The organism is Bradyrhizobium sp. HKCCYLR20261 (genome assembly GCF_051168435.1).
GTDB lineage: Bacteria > Pseudomonadota > Alphaproteobacteria > Rhizobiales > Xanthobacteraceae > Bradyrhizobium.
Map to the genome: position 1 here is coordinate 41,274 of NZ_JBNPUZ010000009.1, position 20,941 is coordinate 62,214.

Genomic DNA, 20,941 nt, shown 5'->3' on the forward strand with positions numbered 1-20,941 from the left:
CGTCACCGCCCGAATTCTCGCGCCAGCAGCTCGCGCGCCTCGTGCCGCGACGGGGCCGCCGCATCGATGGCCTGAAGCAGGCGTTCGGCTGCGGCCCGGTCCGATCCGAGCAGCGATCTTGCCATGCTGATGAGCGGTGCATAGGCCGGCTCGAATTCGGCGCTGGCGCGGGCCGATTCCAGCAGCCCGGGCGCCGCGGCCGCGATCAGCGCCGATCCTCGCGGATCACCGGTCAGTGCCGCGCCGGCCTGGATGAAGCGGTTGCGCGCGCGCCAATAGGCATCGAGCCGATCATTCCACATCGCGTGTTGCGCGGGCGCCAGCAATTCGGCCGCGTCGGTGTTCGCTTCCGTCAGGACCGTGAGCAGCGATTGCCAGGGCGGTGTCGAGAGCGCGTGGACGTTGTTGCGCGCGTCGAAGGTCACGAACGGGAAATCATCGGTGTTGCGCGGGCCTGTCCCTGCGAAGCGCGTGAGCGACGCCGCGCCGGCGACATATTGGCCGAGAAGATCGATCGGTCTCTCGAAGCCGAGGGGTTGGAGAATCGGACGCAAGCCGGCATTCGAGATCCGTGCTGCAATCAGTTCAGGGTCGATCACCCCGCTCGTCCGTTTGCCGATCAAGGCCAGCATCGGCGTGCGGACGCTGTAGTGGTTCAGCCACGCCGAGCCGTCGGGGAACACGGCCAGGAAGCTTCTGATGATGGCGCGCAGCGATGGGGCATCGAGCTGATAGAGCGGCAGCCATTGGCAGAACACGCCGCCGGCCGCCAGCCGCTGCTCGACGGCCTCGAAATGTTCGACGGTGTAGAGTGCGCCGCTGCCATCCAGCGCCGGATGAAACAGGTCGGCCACGACGACGTCGTAAAGGTCCTGATCCGCGACGACGAAGCGCCGCGCATCCGCGATCGAGATCGGTGGCTTGTCCCGCTTCGAGGCGGGCGGATCGAACCAGGGCAGCAGCGCGACCACCTCGGCGGAGAGTTCGACGGCCCGCACGTCGAGGTCCGGCATCTGCGCCCCGCCGAGCACGGTGGCACCAGTGCCGACACCCAGAAAGAGGGCGCTGCGCGGCGAAGGATGCAGCAGCAGCGGCAGCATGGCCTGGCGGACATCCGATCGCGCCGAGCTGGTGCCGCCCATGCGGAAGTGGCCGTTCACCTCGAGATAGCGCGCGCCCGAGGCATCGTCGACGACGCTCGCGGTCGCCATCGGTCCCTCGCGCATGGCGAGGAGCTTGCCCCCCGGCGGGACCTTGACGAGCAGGGGAGCGGGGCCCCACAGCAGCACCAGTCCCAGCAGCGCCGGCACGGCCGCCCATCGCAGCAGCGCTCGCTGCGGCGGCAGGAGCAGCAGATACCCCGTAGCCACCAGCACGATTGCTTTCCAGCTGCCCAAGGCGGGAATGAGCAGCTGGGCCGCGAGAAGCGGCGCGATGGCTGCGCCGATGCTGTTGATGCCGACGGCCCAGCCGACCGATCCGCTGATGTCTCGCACGTCCTGTATCAGCCTGCCGAACAGGGCGCCCATCGCCATCGCCGGCAACAGGAATAATAGCAGTGCGATTGCGAGCTCGCCGGCCACGCCGAAGCTCGCCGCACGGTCGGCGAACCCTGTCAGCAACGGAATCACGAGTGCGGTCCCCATGCCGACCAGCGCCGCGATGCTCAGCAGCGCGGCCCTGCCGAACGCGATGGTCTGACGGGCGCGTTGGTAGATCATCGCGCCCAGAGCCGTTCCCAGCAGATATGCCGCCAGCAGACAGGCGAAGCTGTAGACGGTGTCCTGCATCATTTGTGCGGCAAGTCGCACGACCAGCACCTCGAAGGCGATGCCGAGCAGGCCGGTGACGAACAAGGTCGCTGTCAGGCAGACGTCTGCGGCAGCAGACCTGCCGGCGCGCGCGGGCGCATGGGCCGGCGACGGCGTGCTCAGGCCGAGGGCTGCCAGCGCGCAAGCAGCGTTGACCGCGGACAGACACAGCAGCGTGGTCGACAAGCCAAGGGCCGGGATCAGGACGAAGGTCGAGAGCAGCGTGCCGGCGACGGCACCGGCGGTGTTGGCGCCATAGACGCCGGCGCTGACGGACGACCGGCCCTGCGCGGCCGATAGCATGCGTTCGAGCGCCGTCAGCGTGCCGCCCATCGCTACCGTCGCCGGCAGCAGCACCAAGGTCGGCAGCAGGAAGCTCGCGCTCCACAGCAGGATCGGCGAAGGCGCGGTGCCCAACACGGGCGCCAGCGCGCGTGCGCTCGCAGGAAGCAGCCAGATCGCACACAGGCCCCACACGCCGATGATCGTCTCGAGCACGGCATAGAGCCGGTGCGGATTGGCTGCGCGACGGATGTAGCCGTCGAGGGCGAATGCGCCGAGCGCCAGCCCTGCGAAGAAGCCTGCGATGGCGCCGAGCACGGCCATCATCTCCGTGCCCAAAGCGAGGGCGAGCTGGCGCGTCCAGACGATCTCGTAACCCAGACCGGCGAGGCCGGAGCTGGCGACCAGGAGCTTCAGCGCCCAGATCCGGGCCGTGCTTCGATCAGAGACGGTGCCTGCGGGACAGACGTCTCGTCGCGCTGTGAACGAGCCGTCATCGCGCGGATCGGCTTGGCGTGCGTCAATCAAGGGGTCATACCTGCGCTTGGCTGGACTGGGCAGCAGCGCCACGCGGGCGCAGCGTCCAGCGCTCGATCAAGCGGAGGGCACCTCGGCTGCCGATGCCGTCTCCTTCTGTTTGCGTTTGATGACGGTGGTTTGACACACAGCCGGGCCGGCCGGCCGTTTTGAAAGGATTTCGGCGGCGTTCTAGCTCTGCTGCGCAGCCGCCTTTTCCAATCGCTTCGCCAACACGCGCCAGTAGGTGCCGGGCAGCACACGCTGCAACAGATCCATGAACCGTGCATCGCCGCCGATCAGGATGCGCGGCTCGTTGCGTTCGATGCCCTGGATGATCCGCTGCGCGGCCTCGCGCGGGCTGGTCTTGGCGAGACGTTCGAACCGCTCGATCGCCTGCACGCGGCGCGCGTTGTCGGTCATGCCATGTCCGGCGCGGGCGTTGCGCGCGATCGCCGTCGCAATGCCGCCGGGATGCACCACCGACAGCCGCACCGGGCTGTTGGCGGCCGCGAGTTCGTGGCGCAGGCTCTCGGAGAATCCGCGCACCGCGAATTTCGCGGCGGCATAGGCCGACTGGCCGGGCGGCGCGATGATGCCGAAGATCGAGGACAGGTTGACGACATGTGCCTCAGGTCGTCGCGACAGATGTGGCAGGAAGGCGCGGGTGCCGTGCACGACACCCCAGAAGTTGATGTTGAACAGCCACTCCATTTCGGACTGATCGATCTCGGAGAAAGTGCCGAACAAGGCCACGCCCGCATTGTTGATGACGATGTTGAGCGCGGGATGAGCCCGCGTCGCCTCGTCGGCGAACCGCGCGATGGCGGCGGGGTCGCTGACGTCGACCTTGTGCGACGTCACCTTGCGCCTCGTCGATGCAAGCTCATCGGCAAGGCTTGCAAGCCCGGGCTCGTCCCGGTCGGCAAGCGCGAGATCGCAGCCCCGCGCTGCCAGCTCCAGCGCGAGCGCGCGGCCGATGCCGCTCGCCGCTCCGGTGATCGCCGCCGCCGCTCCATTGATGCCAGTCATTGCCGCATTCTCCCCCAAGCGCTTCGCTGCGGTTCCAAATTGCCGCAGTCACATTGCGTCACTTTTTCGCATTGGAACCGAACCATCCGCCGGGTTTGCTTTTAACCTACGTCGGGTTTTGGAAAGGCAGATTTTGGAGGTTTTTGCATGGGACAGTCGCAGCCCTTTCGCGCGACGGCGCTGATCGTGGAGGACGATCCGACCCAGCGCGAGATGATCGCACTGCTGCTTGAAGAGAGCGAGTACGACGTGATCGCGTGCGAGAGCGCCGAGGCGGCCGAGCTGGTGTTGAACAAGCCCGGCAACCGCGTCGTGCTGCTGATGACCGACGTCAATCTCGCGGGCCGCATGAGCGGCGTCGAGCTCGCGCATATCGCGCGGGCGCGCCATCCCCACATCAACATTGTCGTGACCTCGGGGCGGCCGCTGTCGCAGCCGCTGCCCGGCGGGATCAAGTTCTGGAGCAAGCCCTGGGCGCCGCTGGACGTGTTGAGGGAAGCCGAGGTGACGCTCAAGCATGCGCCCGAACTCCAGAGGCGGTTGGGCGAGTGAGGAGCAGTCCCGATCGCCTGATCCTCTGGCTGCCTGGGTCCTGACCTAAGTCCCGGCGGGCCGGCGATGTTTAGAAGACCATTGAGGGGAACGTGGCAGGGACCGGGTGGGAGGCTGCGCTCCCACCCGGGAGGCAGTACAGCTACTTCTTCTTGGCGGCCTTCTTGGTCTTCTTCGCCGCTTTCTTGGTGGCCTTCGCGGCCTTCTTCGCCTTCTTCGCCATGGAATCCTCGTCAGGAGTTGATGGATTGCAACGCGACTTCGAGGCCTCGCAGGCGAACGCCAGCCATGCATCGGCCTCGGGAATTGATCCCAGCAGATTCGCGAAGTTCTGCCTCACGCTGTCACCTGGGGCGTTCTTCTTATCCACAGCTCGATGCAATCGTTCGCGCGCGCGGTCCGTCGTGCCGGCGCGGCACAAGGTTAGCAGCCGGTAAAAGGTGTCTTCATTGTTTCAAAACCAAGGCACAACCTTGGTTGTGCGCTTGAGGAACCGTTAAGCGCGATGCGCGCATGTTGCCGCCGAACACAGGGTAGCTCATGAGCGCGACGTTGCTTGATATCGGGGAGAGGACCTGCGGCGTCCTGCGGCGGGAATGCTGAGCGTTCCGACGCTGTGGACCGCTTTCGTGGTCAACTTCCTGGCGCTGGGTCTGATCTGGGCCTACGTCATGCGCAGCTATCCCAACCTGGAATCGGCGCGCTACTGGACGGCCTCGTCCTTCATGTGCGCGCCGGCCGCGCTGTTTGCGCTCGGACGGTTCTATTTCGGATCGTTCACGGCGCTGCTCGCCGGGGGCTTGCTGATGACCTTCGCCATCTGCCTTGCGGCGATGGGCGTGGAGCGCTTCTACGGCAAGAAGCCATCCTGGCGGCTGAGCTTCGCGGTGGTCGGTCTGAGCTGCGCGGCGATCATCTTCTTCCTCCATGTCTATGACAGCAGCCCGCTCCGGATCCTGAGCTATTCGATCGGGCAGACCATCCCGATGGTCATCATCGCGCGCCTGGTGCTCGATGCGCGGAACGGGCCGATCAATCCCGGCGCGAGGCTGGCCGGACTGTTGTCGCTGCTCATCACCGCGGTCTTCATCGGCCGGTCGATCGCGGGCTTCATCGGCGCGGATTTCAACTTCGGTCATTCGAGCAACGGCCAGGCGGCCGCGGTGCTGCTGTTGATCTTCCTGTCGATGTCGCTCAACTTCGGCCTCCTGCTGATGGCGGTGGACCGGTTGCGCAACGAGGTCGCTGACCTGGCGCTGCTCGACGACCTCACCGGTGTCGCCAACCGTCGCCACCTGATGCAGCGGCTGGCCGAGGAGTGCGCGCGCGCCGAGCGGTCGAGAAAACCGTTCGCGCTGTTGGTGATCGACCTCGACGGCTTCAAGCTCATCAACGACACCCATGGCCATGCGGCGGGCGATGCCTGCCTGCAGCATTTCACCCTGATGGCCCAGACCCGGCTGCGGCCCGGCGACCTCTTGGCCCGCACCGGCGGCGACGAATTCTGCATCGTGCTGCCGGCGTCGTCCTCGCGCGAGGGCGCGATGATCGCGCGGCGGATCCTGCAGGTCTGCCGCGACGACGCCGAGGCCTGCGCCGGCGACGACGTGCCGATCGAGGTCTCGATCGGCGTCGCCGAATGGAGCGACGACGTCGGCGCGTTTCCAGACCGGTTGATGGCGCGGGCGGACCACGCGCTGTATGCGGCCAAGAAGGACGGCAAGAACCGCTATGCCGTGTTCGACGGCCGGCCCGATACGCCGGCGCTGGCGCCGGACCAGATCGAGGCCATCCTCATTCCTCGCCAGGATGCCACCGCCGAGTAGCGGTGCTATCCTTCGGCCATGCCGCCGCTTTCGTTCCTCCTCCACGCAGCGCTGACGCTGCTTCTTCTGTCTCCCGCCGCGGCGGCGGAGGATTTCGCCGCGCTCGCCCGCGCCTCGGGCACGCCCGAGATCCCCGGCCTGAAAATCGTCTGGCTGGCGCCGTGGGGCGCGCCGGACCAAGCGCGTCCCTGGACCAACATCATCGTCCACCAGACCGAGGGACCGGCCGGATCGGCGAGGGCAGGGGCCTTGGCGCAGGCCAAGAACCCGAAGAGACGCGGCGTCACCCTGTGGGTGGAAACCGACGGCACGGTGTATTGGGCGGTACCGGAAACCCTGGTGACGCTGCATGGCGACGGCGCCAATCGCAACGACAACCGCTATATCGACAACGGCCCGACCTACCGCAAGGTCGTGCGCGACAATTCCATCGGCGTGGAGTTCGCCGGCAACTATCCCGACGTCACCGCTCCTGCGACCGAAGCCCAGATCGCCGCGTGGCGCATCCTCTCGAAGCTGCTCCGGCTGCGCTATCAGATCCCGCGGGAGCGGATCTATGCGCATAACTGGATCGACTACAAGGACGCCCGCTATTGCGAGGGCTGTGCGCTCGCCGAGCTCGCGCGCGCCATGCCGGACTGATCACAACAAGAAGCCGGCGTCTCCGCCGGCTCCGATCGCTTCCAAAACCACCTTCAAGCAGCCGCGCGCGCCTAGTGCGCGGCCTCCAGCGCCGCCGCCTCCTGCTTGGCGATGGCGCCCTTGACGGCGGACTGCACCTTCTCGAACGCGCGCACCTCGATCTGGCGGACGCGCTCACGCGACACGCCGAACTCGGCGGCGAGGTCCTCGAGCGTCATCGGCTCGTCGGCCAGGCGCCGCGCCTCGAAGATGCGGCGCTCGCGCGCGTTGAGCACGCCGATCGCGCCGTTCAGCGCCTGCCGGCGGTGGTCGTACTCCTCGTGCTCGGCCATGATGGCTTCCTGGTTGGGCGAATTGTCGACCAGCCAGTCCTGCCATTCGCCCGCTTCGCCGTCGTCGCGGATCGGCGCGTTCAGCGAGGCGTCGCCGCCGAGGCGGCGGTTCATGTCGACCACGTCCTGATCGGTCACGCCGAGGCGCTTCGCGATCAGCTTGACCTGATCCGGATGCAGATCGCCTTCATCCAGCGCCGAGATCTTGCTCTTGGCCTTGCGCAGGTTGAAGAACAGCTTCTTCTGGTTCGCGGTGGTGCCCATCTTCACGAGCGACCACGAACGCAGGATGTACTCTTGTATCGACGCCTTGATCCACCACATGGCGTATGTGGCGAGGCGGAAGCCCTTCTCGGGCTCGAACCTCTTCACCGCCTGCATCAGGCCGACATTGCCTTCCGACACGACTTCGGATATCGGCAGGCCGTAGCCGCGATAGCCCATGGCGATCTTGGCCACGAGTCGGAGATGGCTGGTGACGAGTTTCTGTGCTGCGTCGCTGTCGTCATGCTCGCGCCAACGCTTGGCGAGCATGTACTCCTCCTGCGGTTCCAACATCGGGAACTTGCGGATCTCGGAGAGGTAGCGAGCAAGTCCGGATTCTCCATTGAGAACCGGCAGTGTAGCTGTACGGGCCATTGAGCGCCCTCCAGTTGGGTTCAGGCCCCCGATAGCGGCGGGCCAGGCAAAGCGGTCACTTGGTTAAAGCCAACCGGTTTGCGACGTTCCATGCGTCGACCATTCGACGCAGGCGCAACATACACCATTTTCGCTTCCCGGTGGAAGGATTCCGGGGGTCACGACCCCGTGTGGGTGCATTAAGAATTTGACATGATTGCCTTTTTCTGAACGGCCTGCGTCATAGCGCCGCTTTCAGCGCCTCCTCCAGGAGTGAAAGATCCTCCGGCAGCTCCGATTCCCAGCGCACTACTTCTCCGGTGCGGGGGTGCTCAATTACCAGCAGATAGGCATGCAGCGCCTGCCGCCCCAACGACTCGAGCGCCGCCCGCGCCCCCGGCGCCAGCTGGTTCGCCTTGGTCTTGAAATGCGGGCCATAGACGGAGTCGCCCATCAGCGGGTGGCCGAGATGCGCGAGATGCACGCGGATCTGGTGGGTTCGTCCGGTCTCGAGATGGCAGGCGATCAGCGACGCCACCGGCTTGCCGTCGCGGCCGGTAAAACTCTCCTGCACCTCGTAATGGGTGATGGCCTCGCGGCCCTTCGGCCGCACCGCCATCTTGTCGCGCGCATGCGGATGGCGGTCGATCGGCGCATTGATGGTGCCATGCGGCCGGTGCGGCAGGCCCCAGGCGAAGGCGAGATAGCCGCGCTCCATCGCGCCGGTGCGGCCGTGGTCGGCGAATTGCGCGCTCAGCGAGGCGTGCGCCATATCGTTCTTGGCGACCACCATCAGCCCGGTGGTGTCCTTGTCCAGCCGGTGCACGATGCCCGGCCGCTTGACCCCGCCAATGCCTGAGAGACTGGCGCCGCAATGCGCGATCAGCGCGTTCACCAGGGTGCCGCTCTCATGCCCGGCGGCGGGATGCACCACGAGGCCCGCGGGCTTGTCGATGACGATGATGTCGTCGTCCTCGTAGACGATCGTCAGCGGGATCGCCTCGGCGGCGGGCTCGGCCGGGACGGCCTCGGGCACGTCGATTGTGATCGTGTCGCCGGCTGTGACGTGATAAGCGGGGTCCCGCACCGCCGCCGCGCCAAGGCTCCCTTTAATTAGCGACACCTGTCCGGCCAGGATCAGCGCCTTCAGCCGGGACCGCGACAGCTCCGGCAGTTTGGCTGCCAGCACGCGATCGAGCCGCGGCGAGCCTTCGTCGCCGGCGACGATGACCGTCATCAGACCGTGGGATTGTGAAGTCGAGATGTCCATGAACTCTACCGTTGCGCCCGAGCCGTCCTCGCCCGAGCAGGCCCAGCTGATGGCACGGCTGCGGCGCATGATGATGATCGCGGGCGTGACCACCTCGGTCGCGATCGCAGTGCTTCTGGTCGCCATCGGCTATCGCCTTTTCCGCGGCGAGGGAAGCTCCGCGTCCGGCCCCGACCTCACCGCCATGCTGCCCAAGGGCGCCCGCATCGTTGCCACCGGCACCGCCGGCGACCGCCTGGCCGTGACCGTGGACATCGCCGGCGCCACCGAAATCCGCACCTTCGACGCCAAAACCCTCAAACCCACCGGCCGCCTCCGCTTTGCGGTGGAGCCGTAAGGGGCAGGGGCGGCGGCTCTCCACATCGAGTGGGACTCGCGGTCCCCCACCCCCGACCCCTCCCCGCAAGAGGGGGAGGGGAGCCCACCGCCGTCGCGGCCGGCCGTTTTCGTCCCCATTGGGACCCGCTCTCCTCCACCACCCGGGCAGTCCACTCCCCTCCCCCTTGCGGGGAGGGGTCGGGGGTGGGGGTCCCCACGGGCACTCTCTCCTCCACCCCCACAAAATCTGCATCGCCCGTCTTGCGGCGCGGCGCGTTCAAGGCTATGCGGTTCACCTCACGCTCCCTTCGTCTAGCGGTTAGGACGCGGCCCTCTCAAGGCTGAAACAGGGGTTCGATTCCCCTAGGGAGCGCCACTGCTTGATTTCATCGTTGTAATTCCTGCTAAATTTTCGGGTTTCGTCCCACTTGGTTTTCCGGTGGGACAGTGTGTGTGCGCGATGTGTTCCCATGTGCTGTGGCGCTTTTCGCCTGATCATTTCAATTTTGACATAGCGGCATCGGCGGTCTTCTTGCGGCTTGCCGCCTTCGTGTAGCGTTCGACCTCCTCCAAAGTTTGGTGTCCTGTGATGGCCATGATCTCATGGGGCGTAGCTCCAGACTCGGCGAGGGCCGTCGACGTTGCTTTGCGAACGCCGTGCGCCGAGCAATGCGGAAGATCCGCTTGGCGACACCAGTCCTTGAACTTGTTTCCAAAGCCGTTGGCCGTGAACGGCTTGCCAAATTGGGTAAGCAAGAACGTCAATTGCGTACCAACCTTCGCGGCAGCGATGCTCGCCGCCAGTTCAGGATGCAGCGGAATATCGATGTCGATTGGATTGCGATGCTCGTTCTTTGCCTGCCGAAAGCGAATTCGATCGTCGCGGATGTGCTGACGACCAAGACGTGGGGCATCTTCGCGCCGGCCTGTTGTGTATCGCAGTAAGTCCAAAGCGAGCCGCGCTTGCGAACCGATCGGATGCCGCTTGTAAAATTGTTGAATCTCGTCGTTGGTCCAAGTGTGATGTCCGTCAGATCGGTATTTCAGCTTTTTCACACCGGTTGTGGGATTGACGGTGGTTTCCTCGGCTTCGTTGGCCCAGGAGAATAACGCGCGAAGCGCCTTCAAAAGTTGATTGGCCGCCGCCGGTGTCGCAGATTTCGCGTCACGCATCCTACGAACGTGGCGAGCTTGCATCATCGCGACCGGCTTGGCCCCGTGATCCTGCGCAATCTCGTCGAGCGCGCGCCGCTGCCAGCTCTGCGTGCTGCCGTCCAGAGCCTTGTACGCCGCGCTCGCATAGTATCGAATGCAGAGATGGCGAAACGATCCCTTCTTGGCTTCATCGGCCTGTCGAACTGTGTCAGGAACTGCAGCAGAAACTGCGGCATGATACTCTTCCATAAATTCCGGCGTGCCAGGCAGTGTCCGAATGCGCACTTTAGGTTTCCCCGGCATTCGAACGTAACAGCGGACGTTCCCGTGACGATCGCGATCTTCGCAAAGGAATTTAAGGCGGATACGCATCAGTTTAATCCCAAGGATTTCCGTCGGCATCGCTCAGCGCTTCAAAGGCGCGATCGACTCCTTTGAGATCCCAGATAACGCGACCTCTAATTCTCATCGGCGCCGGCATCTCACCTTCAGCAACCATCTTGTCGAATGTCGATACGCTTACGCCAATGTACTCCGCAGCCTGCAGGCGCGACAGTCCGCGTGGCGGCAACGACACTGGCAGCTCGCTGTGGCGTTGTCGCTGATGACTAGTTTCACTCATTGTTAGCTCGGAAACTTTGCAAATGACTGATCTCGCCTATTCCGGAGAAGCGGTCATTGGTGGCTGTATCTAGCCAATTTGCGCACGCAAACGGCTCCATCGGTCGAATGGATCATGCGAAGAGCTTTGCTAATGACCAAAGCGTTAGCATCCCGAATGATCTCTCTTGCGCGAAGTCAATTTGGTTATCCGAACGTGTGATCTTTTTATCTTCGGCAGCCGGATAGTAATGGAGCGATTCTGATAGATCAGGCTCAGATGAATTCTCAGGAGTTCGCTCAATTCTTACACTTGCTCTCGCCATAGGCGCATGGAGAACGACGTTGATGTCAATGTGATAGGGGTATGCTCCTTGAGGAAGCATGCCTTCGCCGTTTTCCGGGAGCAGCAGGCCTTTGGCCAGGCGCCCGATGATTAGCGAAAGTGATTCCACTAGGGTGTGTCCATCAGCAAGTTCACGCAGCGACTCTATTTGCTTCCAACTGCTAAATCTCCCCGGCGGCAGATGTACGGCGCGCAAGTTCGCGTACGATTGGTAGCTGGAGATACTAATCGCCGGTCCGGCAATCGGTGTGGCAGCGACGGCAACAAGGAGGGCGGCTGCGTCGCTTGGCTGCGCAGTCGCCGATCGGCCTCGGCCCGAGATCCTCCGCTGTCCATTAACGACCAGCAACCGATCGTGCTGCGCGACCGACTTCCTTGGGAAGGCGAATCTCGTTGAAATAACGTTGATGATGTCAGCTGGGGTCGGCAATGGAATCTCCTCATTTGAGTAAAACTCAGATCGAGGGGATTGTCCAGACCATTTGCAAAAAACTCAAATGGGAGTTTTGGGCTCATAACCTGAAGGTCACAGGTTCAAATCCTGTCTCACAACCATAATAAGGCATTGATATATAAGCTCTAATTAAGAGGCTGCTTCGAAAGGAGCGGCTTCTTTGCTTTCGAGAATCGCCACCGAGTTGCCACGGCAAATGCCAATGACTTACCGGCCGTTCGACACCGTTTTCCGAGTCGGCCAATTGCGGTAGTCAGGTTCGAGTATACCATCTCCTGATTGTATCCTCAAATTGGTCCACCCTGATGGGCGAAGCCAAGCGCAAGCAGAAAGCTCGATTGGAGCGGCAGCGACTCAGCCGTGAGATGGCGGCGGCGCGCTTCAATGTTTTCGCTATCGGCTCGCGGCGATCGCCCAGTCGTTTGATCGCTGAAGAGCGCTCCTACTGGAGTGATCTGGACGAGCGGGTGATTGGCCTCATATTCCGAGACCGAGTCGACAATGACTATGGTTGGAATCTGCTCGCGCGAGACAGGGTAGGTCGGTTCCGATGGGTCGATGGCGACGTCAGCTTGCGAAGTGAGCAATATGCCACCGATGGATTGAGAGATCGGATCGCCCAAGTGGTTGAGGAGGGCAACTACGATTTGCTCGGCGACCAGGGAGATGAGACAAATTACCCTGTAAATCTTCTTGAACTGCCGCCTAAATCAGATACGCGAAAGCTTCATCCGTCCTTCAAGATTCTTGTTGAGGCCCCCGGACGTGCTCCATCTAGAGCGATCTTTAAGGAAATCGGGCCCTGGCTCGCGTTGAGCGACCCACACTTCGTACAAGAATTCCAATTCATGCAATTCGATCAGCGCCTTTGGGAGCTGTACCTATGGGCTGCCCTGCGTGAACTTGGATTCGATATCGAACAACCCGAGGCTCCGGACTTTCTGTGCCGCGCCCCCGGAATCGAGTTTGCTGTGGAGGCAACGACGGTTGCTGCTTCGACGGCCGGCGTGCTCGCAAAGCATCCGAATCCCCAAACGCGCGAGGAGATGCAAGAGTTTTTGGCGCACTACATGCCGATGAAATTCGGGTCTGTTCTCACAAGTAAGCTGAATAAAAAGAACAAGGACGGAGAAAGTTATTGGGAGCGAGGTCCGGCAGCAAATAAGCCATTCATCCTAGCGGTGGCGGACTTCCACAAGCCAGGCAAGATCGACGAACCTGGATCAATGACGTACACGCAGTCGGCTTTGTGGCCGTATCTGTACGGGCATCGAGTCGAATGGGAACTGACTGGCGGTGAGCTAAAGATCAGCGCGGTGAAGAATAAAGAGCACGCCTACGGTGGAAAGATCGTCCCTTCCGGCTTCTTCGACCTACCGGGAGCTGAAAACATTTCAGCAGTCCTTTTCTCCAACGCGGGTACTTTGGCAAAATTCGACCGAATGGGTGTTGCCGCAGGATTTGGCGCCTCGGGCTATCGCTATTTCCGGGTCGGTGTTCGCTACAATCACGAGCCCAACTCGGTGGCTCCGAAAATCTTCAGCGAAGAAGTTTCCGTGGCGCACGAGGAATTCTGGTCGGACGAGCTTCAGATGTTTCATAATCCGAACGCGAAACGTCCCCTCTCTCCGGAGCAATTCGGTATTACCCAGCACTTCTTTGAAAACGGAGAAGTGCGCTCGATCACTCCTGAAAATACGGTGCTGGCGTCTCACACGTTGATCTTTGGCCCAGCTGGGCAGGCGAGTTCAACGATTATCGTGTAATACTATGTTCAGTTCGAACCGTGCGTTCTGGAGCGGCTCGCGTGGACTATTCATCCTGTGCGTCCCGAAGCTTTAGGCTTCACTCAAGTCGCGACGCGTATTAGGAATTAGCGTTTCATCCCCTGAAAGGGGCAGCGGCGCAGAAATGAATGACGGCACGATAGCCCTGAAGCGCACGATTCCGCAGATCGGGAGCTTTCTCAAAGTCCGCGGCAAAAGCTGGCTCGTCGAGGGCTCCGAGCGGCGGGGGCCGGTCGACGTCGTCACCCTCATTTCCTGTGAGGACGATTCTCAGGGAGAGGCGATCGAGCTCGCTTATGCCGCCGAATTGCAGCCGGAGATCCTCGATCCCAACGACTGGTCGCCGCTGCTCACCCGCACCTTCGAGGGGCCGCAGCGGCTGGGGGCCTATTTGCGCTCGACGGAATGGCGCACCGCCACCGCGGCCGATCGCAAGCTGTTCCAGGCGCCGTTCCGAGCCGGCATCCGGCTGGAATCCTATCAGCTGCTGCCGCTGAAGAAGGCGCTGGAGCTGCCGCGTGTCAATCTTCTGATCGGCGACGATGTCGGACTCGGCAAGACCGTCGAGGCCGGGCTGATCGTGCGCGAATTGCTGCTGCGGCGCCGGGTCGACACCATCGTGGTCGCCGCTCCCGCATCGATGCTGCTGCAATGGCAGGACGAGCTGGCGCAGAAGTTCGGCCTCGATTTCACGATCGTCGACCGCGAGCATCTGCTGGAGACGCGGCGCAGCCGCGGCTTCTCGGCCAATCCGTGGAGCCTCGGCTCCCGTTTCATCGTCTCGCACAGCGTGCTGTCCGACGAGACCTACACCAGCGGACTGCGCGAGCTGCTGGCGCCGTTCCGCGCCGGCGCGATGTTCATCCTCGACGAGGCGCACCACGCCGCGCCATCCTCGGGCGCGGCCTGGGCGGTGGAAAGCCAGATGACCAAGGCGGTGCGCGACATCGCCGCGCTGTTCGAGCATCGCCTGTTCCTGTCGGCGACCCCGCACAACGGCCACTCCAACTCGTTCGCGACCCTGCTGGAGATCCTCGATCCGCAGCGCTTTACCCGCGGCATCGCGGTCGAGGCCAAGGACCTGGAGCCGGTGATGGTGCGCCGGCTCAAGGAGGACCTGCGGCGGCTCGGCCATGCCTTCCCCGCGCGCATCGTCGATCCCATAGAAATCTCCGATCTGCCGCCGGATGCGCCCGAGCTACTGTTAGCGCTGATGCTCGACGAGTACAGCGAGTCCGCCACCGGCGGGTCGCGGGCGCGCTTTTTGTTCGCCAATCTGCAGCAGCGCCTGTTCTCCTCGATCGCAGCCTTCCACCGCACCTTGACGACACATCGGCGCAGCCTTGCGCGCCAGGCCGAGGAGCTCGCCGCCGACGGCGCCGAGACGGCGCCGGAGCTGATCGAGGACGATGATGCGATCGCGGCCGCGACCCATCACGCGAAGGGCGAGCTCGGCGACCTCGAAGCCGCCATCGCCCATGTCGATCGCATGCTCGCCATCAGCGCGGCCGCGCGCGACCAGCCGGATGCGCGCATCGCCGCGATGCTCGACTGGATCGAGGACGAGATGCTCGATGACGGCCATGGCTGGAAGGACCGCCGGCTGATCCTGTTCACGGAGTGGGAGGACACCCGCCGCTGGCTGGTCGAGCGCCTCAAGGAGGGGCTGCTGCAGCGCAGCGCCGGCCGCGTCGACCTCGACGGCCGCATCCTCAATTTCACCGGCCAGACCAGCCTCGCCGAGCGCGACCGCATCAAGATCGCCTTCAACGCCCCGTTCGACAAGGAGCCGGTGCGCATCCTCGTCTGCACCGATGCGGCACGCGAGGGCCTGAACCTGCAGGCGCGCTGCCACGATCTCATCCATGTCGATCTGCCCTGGAATCCGTCGCGCCTGGAGCAGCGCAACGGCCGCATCGACCGCAAGCTGCAGCCGTCGAAGACCGTGAGCTGCCGCTATTTCGTCTATACCCAGCGCGAGGAAGACTGCGTGCTGGACGCGCTCGTGCGCAAGACCGAGGTGATCCGCAAGCAGCTCGGCGCCGCCGGCGAGGTGCTGCGCCAGGCGATCGAGACCACGCTCGCCCGCGATGGCATCCGCCGCGGCGAGGCGGCGCGGCTGGCGGAAACCATCACCACGGCGGATTCCGAACGCGTCGGCATCGCCGCCCGCGAGCTCGACGACGAGGCCGAGCGGCGCGTCGCCCGGCTCAAGCAGGAGGAGGAGCAGCTGCAGCGGGCGCTCGACAATGCCAAGCGGCGAGTCGGCGTGAAAGGGGCTGACGTTCGCCACGTCATCGAGGTCGCCCTGCAGGACGACGGCGCGGCGCTGCAGCCGGGTCATTTCAGCGTCCCGGAAGCCGTGCTGCTCGATCCGGACACCCCAAGCTTCGCCAAGGACCCGACCTGGGCCGCCTTGTTCGACGAGCTGCGGCCGGGCCGCCCGGCCACGCCCAAGGATCGCGCGCGCTGGCGCCGTGAGACGCCGGTGCGCGGGCTCGTATTCGCGCCGCCGGTGGTGAAGGAGGGCGAGCCTGAGCCGCAGGATGTCGTGCAGCTGCATCTCGAGCATCGCCTGGTCAAGCGACTGCTGTCGCGCTTCGTCAGCCAGGGCTTTCGCACCAGCATCGGTCGCATCACCGCAATCGTCTCTGCCGGCGCGCAGCCGCGCGTCGTGCTGCTCGGACGGCTCTGCCTGTTCGGTCCCGGCGCGCGCCGCCTGCATGAGGAGATCATCACCGTCACCGCGCCCTGGCGCGACACCCGCCGCGACGAGAGCCCGCTGCAGCCGTTCGCCGAGACCGGCCAGCTCACCACCTTGCAGCAGCTCGACGAGGCCCTGCGCAGCGGCGTGTCGCCGGCCTCGGGCGTGCGCGACCGCCTGGCGGAATGGGTCGAGCGCGATCTCGCCGATCTGCGCCCGCATGTCGAGCAGCAGGCAAAGACCTCCGAGCTCAGCGCCGTCGCCGATCTCGCGGAGAATGGCCGCCGCGAGGCCGACGCGCTGGCCGCGCTGCTGCAGCGGCAGATCGACCGCGTGCGCGAGGCCATCAGCACCAAGCAGCCGCCAGAACCGCCCGCGCAGATGGACCTGTTCGGCCCGGCCGATGGCGACATCCGCAAGCAGCACGAGCGCGAGCTGCGCCAGTTCGAGGCCGACCGCCGTTCCTGGGACGGCAAGCTGCTGCGGCTGCAGCAGGAGCTGGACAGCGAGCCCGCCAAAGTCCGCCAGAGCTATGAGGTGCAGGCGCGCCGGCTGGAGCCCGTCTGCCTCGTCTATCTCTGGCCGGCCACCAATTGAGTGCGAGCATGAATTTTCATTCCCCGCAGGACGAGACCTCGGAATGGCTGAACTACCTGCAGCCGGAGGGCCTCGTCGTCGGCGCCAATGTGCTGCGCGAGACCGGCGTCACGCCGATCCGCCAAACCCCGCTCGACACCGAGGCCGCCGCAGTTGCGCTGCGGCTCGATCCCGAGGCGCCGCGCGACCACGACCGGCTGTTCACGCTGCACGAAGCGTGGAATTTCTTCGAAAAAGTGCTGGGCTGGCCGGCGAAGCTCGTCGCCGGCAGCCCCGGCGGCCCCGCGGTCGATCCCGCGCTCAGCGTCACCGTGCCGGAGCATGAGACCCTGCTGGTGCCGGACCTCGCGCTGCTGTGGAATGGCCCGGCGCCCGAGGGCCTGCCGGCGCAGGCGCTGGTGATGCTGCATCCGGAGCTGGACGCCGATGGCCGCAACCAGTTCGTATCCGGCGAATGGGAGGCGACGCCGCACCAGCGGCTGGAAAGGCTGGTGCGCGAGACGGGGGTTGGTGTCGGCATCCTCGTCACCCGCAACAGCCTGCGCCTCATCCATGCGCCGCGCGGCGAGACCGCCGGCTGGCTCACCTGGCCGCTTGCGGCGCTCGGCCGCGTCGAGGGCCGGCCGATGCTGGCGGGCCTGAAACTCTGCCTCGGCCGCAACGCCTTCTTCACCGGCGCGCCCGGGCATCGGCTGCGCAAGCTGCTGGAGGCCTCGCGCGAGGCGCAGAACGCCGTCTCTGAAAAGCTCTCGGGTCAGGTGCTCGGCGCGCTCTATGAGCTCCTGCGCGGCCTGCACCGCGCCGCGCCCGCCGAGATCGAGGCGATTGCCGCCTCTGATCCGCATCATCTCTATGAGGGCCTGCTGACGCTTTTGATGCGGCTCGTCTTCCTGCTCTATGCCGAGGATCGCGACCTCCTGCCGTCGTCGACCGATCCGCATCTGAAGCAGCTCTGGGACAACGGCTACTCGATCAAGACGCTGTATGCGCGGCTGCTGGTCGACGAGGCGCTCAACCCCGACACGATGGACGAGCGCCGCGGCGGCTGGGGCCAGTTGCTCGCCGTGTTCCGCCTGATCCATGGCGGCCATCGCGACTGGGTGACCGCGCGCGGCGGCAAGCTGTTCGATCCCGAGGCGTTCCCGTTCCTGGAGGGACGCGCGCGCGGCAGCACCGCGTCCGACATCACCATCCTTGCGGTCTCCGACGGCACCATCCTGCGCATCCTCCATGGCCTGATGACCATCGAGGGCAGGGGCCTCTCCGGCGAGAAGATCCGCGAGCGGCTGTCCTATCGCTCGCTCGACGTCGAATCCATCGGCTCGGTCTACGAGACCGTGATGGGTTTTACGGCCTCGCGCGCCACCGAGCGCATGGTCGCGCTGCGCGACGAGAAGAAGCTGCCGAACTTCATCGGTCTCGACACGCTGCTCGCGGAGAAGCCGAATGACCGCCAGAAATGGTTAAAGGAGCGCGGCATCAAGCTCTCGGCGAAGCAGGCCAAGGACGTCAAGGACGCCCGCGACGTCGCGGCCCTGGTCGAGGCGTTCGGCTCTCTGGTCGATGAGCGCGCCTCGCCCAAGGCGGTGCCGATCGGTGCAGGAGCGCCCTATCTGCAGCCGACCGAGGAGCGCCGCCGTTCCGGCTCGCACTACACGCCGCGCTCGCTCACCGAGCCGATCGTGCGCCACGCGCTCGAGCCGGCGTTTGCCCGGCTCGGGCCGGACGCCTCGCCCGAGGCCGTGCTGTCGCTGAAGGTCTGCGATCCTGCCTGCGGCTCCGGCGCCTTCCTGGTCGAGGCCTGCCGCCAGATCGGCGTCCGCCTGGAGCAGGCTTGGAACATGTACGGCGCCGAGAAGCCAAAAATCCCGCCCGACGAGGATGAGGCGCTGCATGCGCGACGGCTGGTGGCGCAGAAATGCCTCTACGGCGTCGACCGCAACCCCATGGCCGTCGATCTCGCCCGTCTCTCGCTATGGCTCGCCACGCTCGCCCGCGACCACGAGTTCACGTTTCTGGATCACGCGCTGAAGGCCGGCGACAGCTTGGTCGGGCTGACCCGAACGCAGATTCAGGCCGTGCATTGGGATTCCTCCAAGCCGGGCCTGCCGCTGTTCCGCGGGATGATCGAGACGGCGGTGGGCAAGGCGCTCGAAGGACGCGAAGCCATCCGCAATGCCGATGACGGCGTGCTGATCGCGGCGCAGGCGGCGCGCTATACGCGCGTCGTGGACGCCAGCGATCCCGCGCGCATCGTGGGCGATGCTGTCATCGCTGCGCATTTTGCCGCCGACAAGCCCAAGGGCCGCGAGCAGGACCGGCAGACCGTCGAAAGCTGGGTCGCAGCGCAGCCGGTGAAGTTGGATCTGCTGCGCGCCAAGGCTGATACCTGCTGGCGTGAGAAAGGCTGGCGGCCGTTCCACTGGGAGATCGAATTCCCGGAGGTGTTCGCACGTGACAATCCTGGGTTCGATGCGATCGTCGGCAATCCACCCTTTGCAGGGAAGAACACGATCACGGCGGCGTCAGGAGTGCAGTATCTGCCCTGGTTGCAGACCTTGCACGAGGGGGCGCACGGCAATGCGGATCTCGTTGCACATTTTTTTCGGAGGGGCTTTTCATTGCTGCGCGAGGGCGGTGCCTTCGGTCTGATCGCAACGAATACGATTGGGCAGGGAGATACCCGTGCGACCGGACTTGCGGCTCTCTTGAACAAGAGAGGCCAGATCTATCGTGCGACTAAGCGCTATCAATGGCCCAATGAAGGAGCGGCTGTTGTTGTGTCTATTGTGCATGTGTTGAGAGGGAACGAACGTATCCGCTCGGCTCTGGATGGCCGTTTTGTCGATCGTATATCGGCTTATCTGGTTGCGGGCGACCTCGACGGTACACCGGCGCTGCTTTCTTCAAACGAAAACAAGGCATTCATAGGCTCGTACCTGCTTGGCATGGGGTTCACCTTCGATGATACAGCAGCTGCAAAGGGCGAGGCAGAGCCGATCGCCGAGATGCGTCGACTGGTCGATAAGGACGCTCGTAACGCTGAGCGCATCAAGCCCTACATTGGAGGAGAGGAAATAAACAATTCTCCGACACAGAGTCATCGTCGATACGCAATCGATTTCGAGAACTTCCCTCGCCAACGGGACAACAGTTTAAAGGCGTGGCATCTGTCAAACATTCAAGAGCGCCAGGAAATGCTGGCGAACTTCATAGTGCCACAGGACTTCCCAGGTTCGGTAGCAGGAGATTGGCCATCGTTACTTTCGATACTAGAGCGTCTAGTGAAGCCTAAGCGTCAAGCACAAGCATCAATCGTTAATCCCGACAGATGGTGGATGTACGCTCGACCCGGTACAAGACTACAACGAGCTTTGCAAACTTCGCCCCACGCCCTGGCGTTGTCTCGAATATCACCAAATCTCGCAATCGCTCGGGTTCCAACCCGGATGGTGTTTGCCGAAACCGTTGTCGTTCTTGCCTACAGCACCTTCGGCCCATTTTCTATTCTTCAATCGCGCGTTCATGAAGTTTGGGCGCGCTTCTTTTCATCGTCGATGAAGGACGATTTGCGCTACGCCCCCTCCGATTGCTTTGAGACCTTCCCATTTCCATCGAACTACGAAGCCGACGCCGCTCTCGAAGCAGCAGGTCAGACCTACTACGATCACCGCGCCGCGCTGATGGTCGCGGCGAACGAGGGTATGACCAAGACCTACAATCGCTTCCATGATGCCGAGGATGGCGGCGAGGCGATTGCGCGCCTTCGCGAGCTGCATGACGCGATGGATCGCGCGGTGCTGCGCGCCTATGGCTGGCATGATCTCGCCGCCGAGTTGCGCGCCGAATTCCTGACCGAGGAAATGGAAAACAACCACACCTATCAGGGCCGTTATTTCTGGCCCGCCGACCAGCGCGACCGCGTGCTGGCGCGGCTCCTGGCGCTGAACGCGGAGCAGCACGCCGAGGAGGTGGCAACTGGCCGTGCGCCCGCCGCGCAGGATGAGGGCGATGGTCTCGAAGACGAGGGCGCCGGGCCGCTGTTCGACCGCGAGTGAGGAGGCCGGTGCGCTAAACCGCCGATTGCCATTGCCCCTTG

15 protein-coding genes and 1 tRNA gene are annotated in these 20,941 nt (G+C 64.2%); 8 read left to right on the top strand and 8 right to left on the bottom strand.

The genetic code is table 11. The features are described 5' to 3' along the window. Positions 1-2: 2 nt before the first annotated feature. Together ACQR1L_RS21565 and ACQR1L_RS21570 are read right to left on the bottom strand one after the other, a co-directional pair. The gene (locus ACQR1L_RS21565) at positions 3-2,519 is read right to left on the bottom strand and encodes a spermidine synthase (RefSeq protein WP_434860074.1); all 2,517 of its coding nucleotides are present in this window, start codon (positions 2,517-2,519) and stop codon (positions 3-5) included. 282 nt (positions 2,520-2,801) lie between these two features. Next, positions 2,802-3,641, bottom strand: a complete 840-nt coding sequence (locus tag ACQR1L_RS21570; RefSeq protein ID WP_434859926.1) for an SDR family NAD(P)-dependent oxidoreductase — start codon at positions 3,639-3,641, stop codon at positions 2,802-2,804. Positions 3,642-3,788: 147 nt separating this feature from the next. Here ACQR1L_RS21570 and ACQR1L_RS21575 point away from each other — a divergent pair, with 147 nt between their 5' ends. After that, entirely contained in the window at positions 3,789-4,193 is a 405-nt protein-coding gene (locus tag ACQR1L_RS21575; RefSeq protein ID WP_434859927.1) for a response regulator, read from the top strand. Between the two features lie 142 nt (positions 4,194-4,335). Here ACQR1L_RS21575 and ACQR1L_RS21580 read toward each other — a convergent pair whose 3' ends face one another. Then, positions 4,336-4,533 (bottom strand): hypothetical protein, encoded by a 198-nt coding sequence (locus ACQR1L_RS21580; protein ID WP_434859928.1) that lies wholly within the window; start codon positions 4,531-4,533, stop codon positions 4,336-4,338. 256 nt (positions 4,534-4,789) lie between these two features. Here ACQR1L_RS21580 and ACQR1L_RS21585 point away from each other — a divergent pair, with 256 nt between their 5' ends. Both ACQR1L_RS21585 and ACQR1L_RS21590 read left to right on the top strand, forming a co-directional pair. Further along, positions 4,790-6,019: a GGDEF domain-containing protein gene (locus tag ACQR1L_RS21585; protein ID WP_434859929.1), complete on the top strand. Its 1,230-nt coding sequence runs from the start codon at positions 4,790-4,792 to the stop codon at positions 6,017-6,019. 18 nt (positions 6,020-6,037) lie between these two features. Further along, complete coding sequence (locus ACQR1L_RS21590; protein ID WP_434859930.1) at positions 6,038-6,661, top strand: peptidoglycan recognition protein family protein; 624 nt, start codon at positions 6,038-6,040, stop codon at positions 6,659-6,661. Between the two features lie 71 nt (positions 6,662-6,732). Here ACQR1L_RS21590 and rpoH read toward each other — a convergent pair whose 3' ends face one another. Together rpoH and ACQR1L_RS21600 are read right to left on the bottom strand one after the other, a co-directional pair. Next, positions 6,733-7,632: an RNA polymerase sigma factor RpoH gene (gene rpoH, locus ACQR1L_RS21595; protein ID WP_434859931.1), complete on the bottom strand. Its 900-nt coding sequence runs from the start codon at positions 7,630-7,632 to the stop codon at positions 6,733-6,735. A 220-nt stretch (positions 7,633-7,852) separates the two neighbouring features. Continuing rightward, positions 7,853-8,848 carry an RluA family pseudouridine synthase gene (locus ACQR1L_RS21600; protein WP_434860075.1) on the bottom strand — a complete coding sequence of 332 codons (996 nt, stop codon included), beginning with the start codon at positions 8,846-8,848 and terminating at the stop codon, positions 7,853-7,855. Positions 8,849-8,879: 31 nt separating this feature from the next. On the opposite strand from ACQR1L_RS21600, the gene ACQR1L_RS21605 reads away from it, so the two are divergent. Then, positions 8,880-9,218, top strand: coding sequence for a hypothetical protein (locus ACQR1L_RS21605; RefSeq protein WP_434859932.1), 339 nt, complete (start codon positions 8,880-8,882; stop codon positions 9,216-9,218). Positions 9,219-9,500: 282 nt separating this feature from the next. Next, positions 9,501-9,575: transfer RNA gene (locus tag ACQR1L_RS21610), tRNA-Glu, on the top strand. A gap of 119 nt (positions 9,576-9,694) precedes the next feature. Here the strand turns inward: ACQR1L_RS21610 and ACQR1L_RS21615 are convergent. The 3 genes from ACQR1L_RS21615 to ACQR1L_RS21625 all read right to left on the bottom strand — a co-directional run bounded on the left by ACQR1L_RS21615 (position 9,695) and on the right by ACQR1L_RS21625 (position 11,730). Continuing rightward, positions 9,695-10,756 carry a tyrosine-type recombinase/integrase gene (locus tag ACQR1L_RS21615; RefSeq protein WP_434859933.1) on the bottom strand — a complete coding sequence of 354 codons (1,062 nt, stop codon included), beginning with the start codon at positions 10,754-10,756 and terminating at the stop codon, positions 9,695-9,697. Then, on the bottom strand, positions 10,731-10,976 hold the full coding sequence (locus ACQR1L_RS21620) for a helix-turn-helix transcriptional regulator (RefSeq protein ID WP_434859934.1): 246 nt from the start codon (positions 10,974-10,976) through the stop codon (positions 10,731-10,733). Before ACQR1L_RS21620 ends, ACQR1L_RS21615 begins: the two co-directional genes overlap by 26 nt. Positions 10,977-11,088: 112 nt before the next feature. Continuing rightward, positions 11,089-11,730 (bottom strand): hypothetical protein, encoded by a 642-nt coding sequence (locus ACQR1L_RS21625; protein WP_434859935.1) that lies wholly within the window; start codon positions 11,728-11,730, stop codon positions 11,089-11,091. Positions 11,731-12,059: 329 nt separating this feature from the next. Here ACQR1L_RS21625 and ACQR1L_RS21630 point away from each other — a divergent pair, with 329 nt between their 5' ends. The 3 genes from ACQR1L_RS21630 to ACQR1L_RS21640 all read left to right on the top strand — a co-directional run bounded on the left by ACQR1L_RS21630 (position 12,060) and on the right by ACQR1L_RS21640 (position 20,900). Beyond that, the gene (locus ACQR1L_RS21630) at positions 12,060-13,520 is read left to right on the top strand and encodes a hypothetical protein (RefSeq protein WP_434859936.1); all 1,461 of its coding nucleotides are present in this window, start codon (positions 12,060-12,062) and stop codon (positions 13,518-13,520) included. Positions 13,521-13,665: 145 nt separating this feature from the next. Next, positions 13,666-16,842, top strand: a complete 3,177-nt coding sequence (gene drmD / locus ACQR1L_RS21635) for a DISARM system SNF2-like helicase DrmD (RefSeq protein ID WP_434859937.1) — start codon at positions 13,666-13,668, stop codon at positions 16,840-16,842. An 89-nt stretch (positions 16,843-16,931) separates the two neighbouring features. Beyond that, entirely contained in the window at positions 16,932-20,900 is a 3,969-nt protein-coding gene (locus ACQR1L_RS21640) for an Eco57I restriction-modification methylase domain-containing protein (RefSeq protein WP_434859938.1), read from the top strand. Positions 20,901-20,941: the final 41 nt, after the last annotated feature.

Excerpts from the sequence above, each read along its gene's own strand:
- ACQR1L_RS21570 (WP_434859926.1), bottom strand. The coding sequence starts at position 3,641 with ATGACTGGCATCAATGGAGCGGCGGCGGCGATCACCGGAGCGGCGAGC.
- ACQR1L_RS21575 (WP_434859927.1), top strand. The coding sequence starts at position 3,789 with ATGGGACAGTCGCAGCCCTTTCGCGCGACGGCGCTGATCGTGGAGGAC.
- ACQR1L_RS21585 (WP_434859929.1), top strand. The coding sequence starts at position 4,790 with ATGCTGAGCGTTCCGACGCTGTGGACCGCTTTCGTGGTCAACTTCCTG.
- ACQR1L_RS21590 (WP_434859930.1), top strand. The coding sequence starts at position 6,038 with ATGCCGCCGCTTTCGTTCCTCCTCCACGCAGCGCTGACGCTGCTTCTT.
- rpoH (WP_434859931.1), bottom strand. The coding sequence starts at position 7,632 with ATGGCCCGTACAGCTACACTGCCGGTTCTCAATGGAGAATCCGGACTT.
- ACQR1L_RS21600 (WP_434860075.1), bottom strand. The coding sequence starts at position 8,848 with ATGACGGTCATCGTCGCCGGCGACGAAGGCTCGCCGCGGCTCGATCGC.
- ACQR1L_RS21605 (WP_434859932.1), top strand. The coding sequence starts at position 8,880 with ATGAACTCTACCGTTGCGCCCGAGCCGTCCTCGCCCGAGCAGGCCCAG.
- ACQR1L_RS21615 (WP_434859933.1), bottom strand. The coding sequence starts at position 10,756 with ATGCCGACGGAAATCCTTGGGATTAAACTGATGCGTATCCGCCTTAAA.
- ACQR1L_RS21620 (WP_434859934.1), bottom strand. The coding sequence starts at position 10,976 with ATGAGTGAAACTAGTCATCAGCGACAACGCCACAGCGAGCTGCCAGTG.
- ACQR1L_RS21630 (WP_434859936.1), top strand. The coding sequence starts at position 12,060 with ATGGGCGAAGCCAAGCGCAAGCAGAAAGCTCGATTGGAGCGGCAGCGA.
- drmD (WP_434859937.1), top strand. The coding sequence starts at position 13,666 with ATGAATGACGGCACGATAGCCCTGAAGCGCACGATTCCGCAGATCGGG.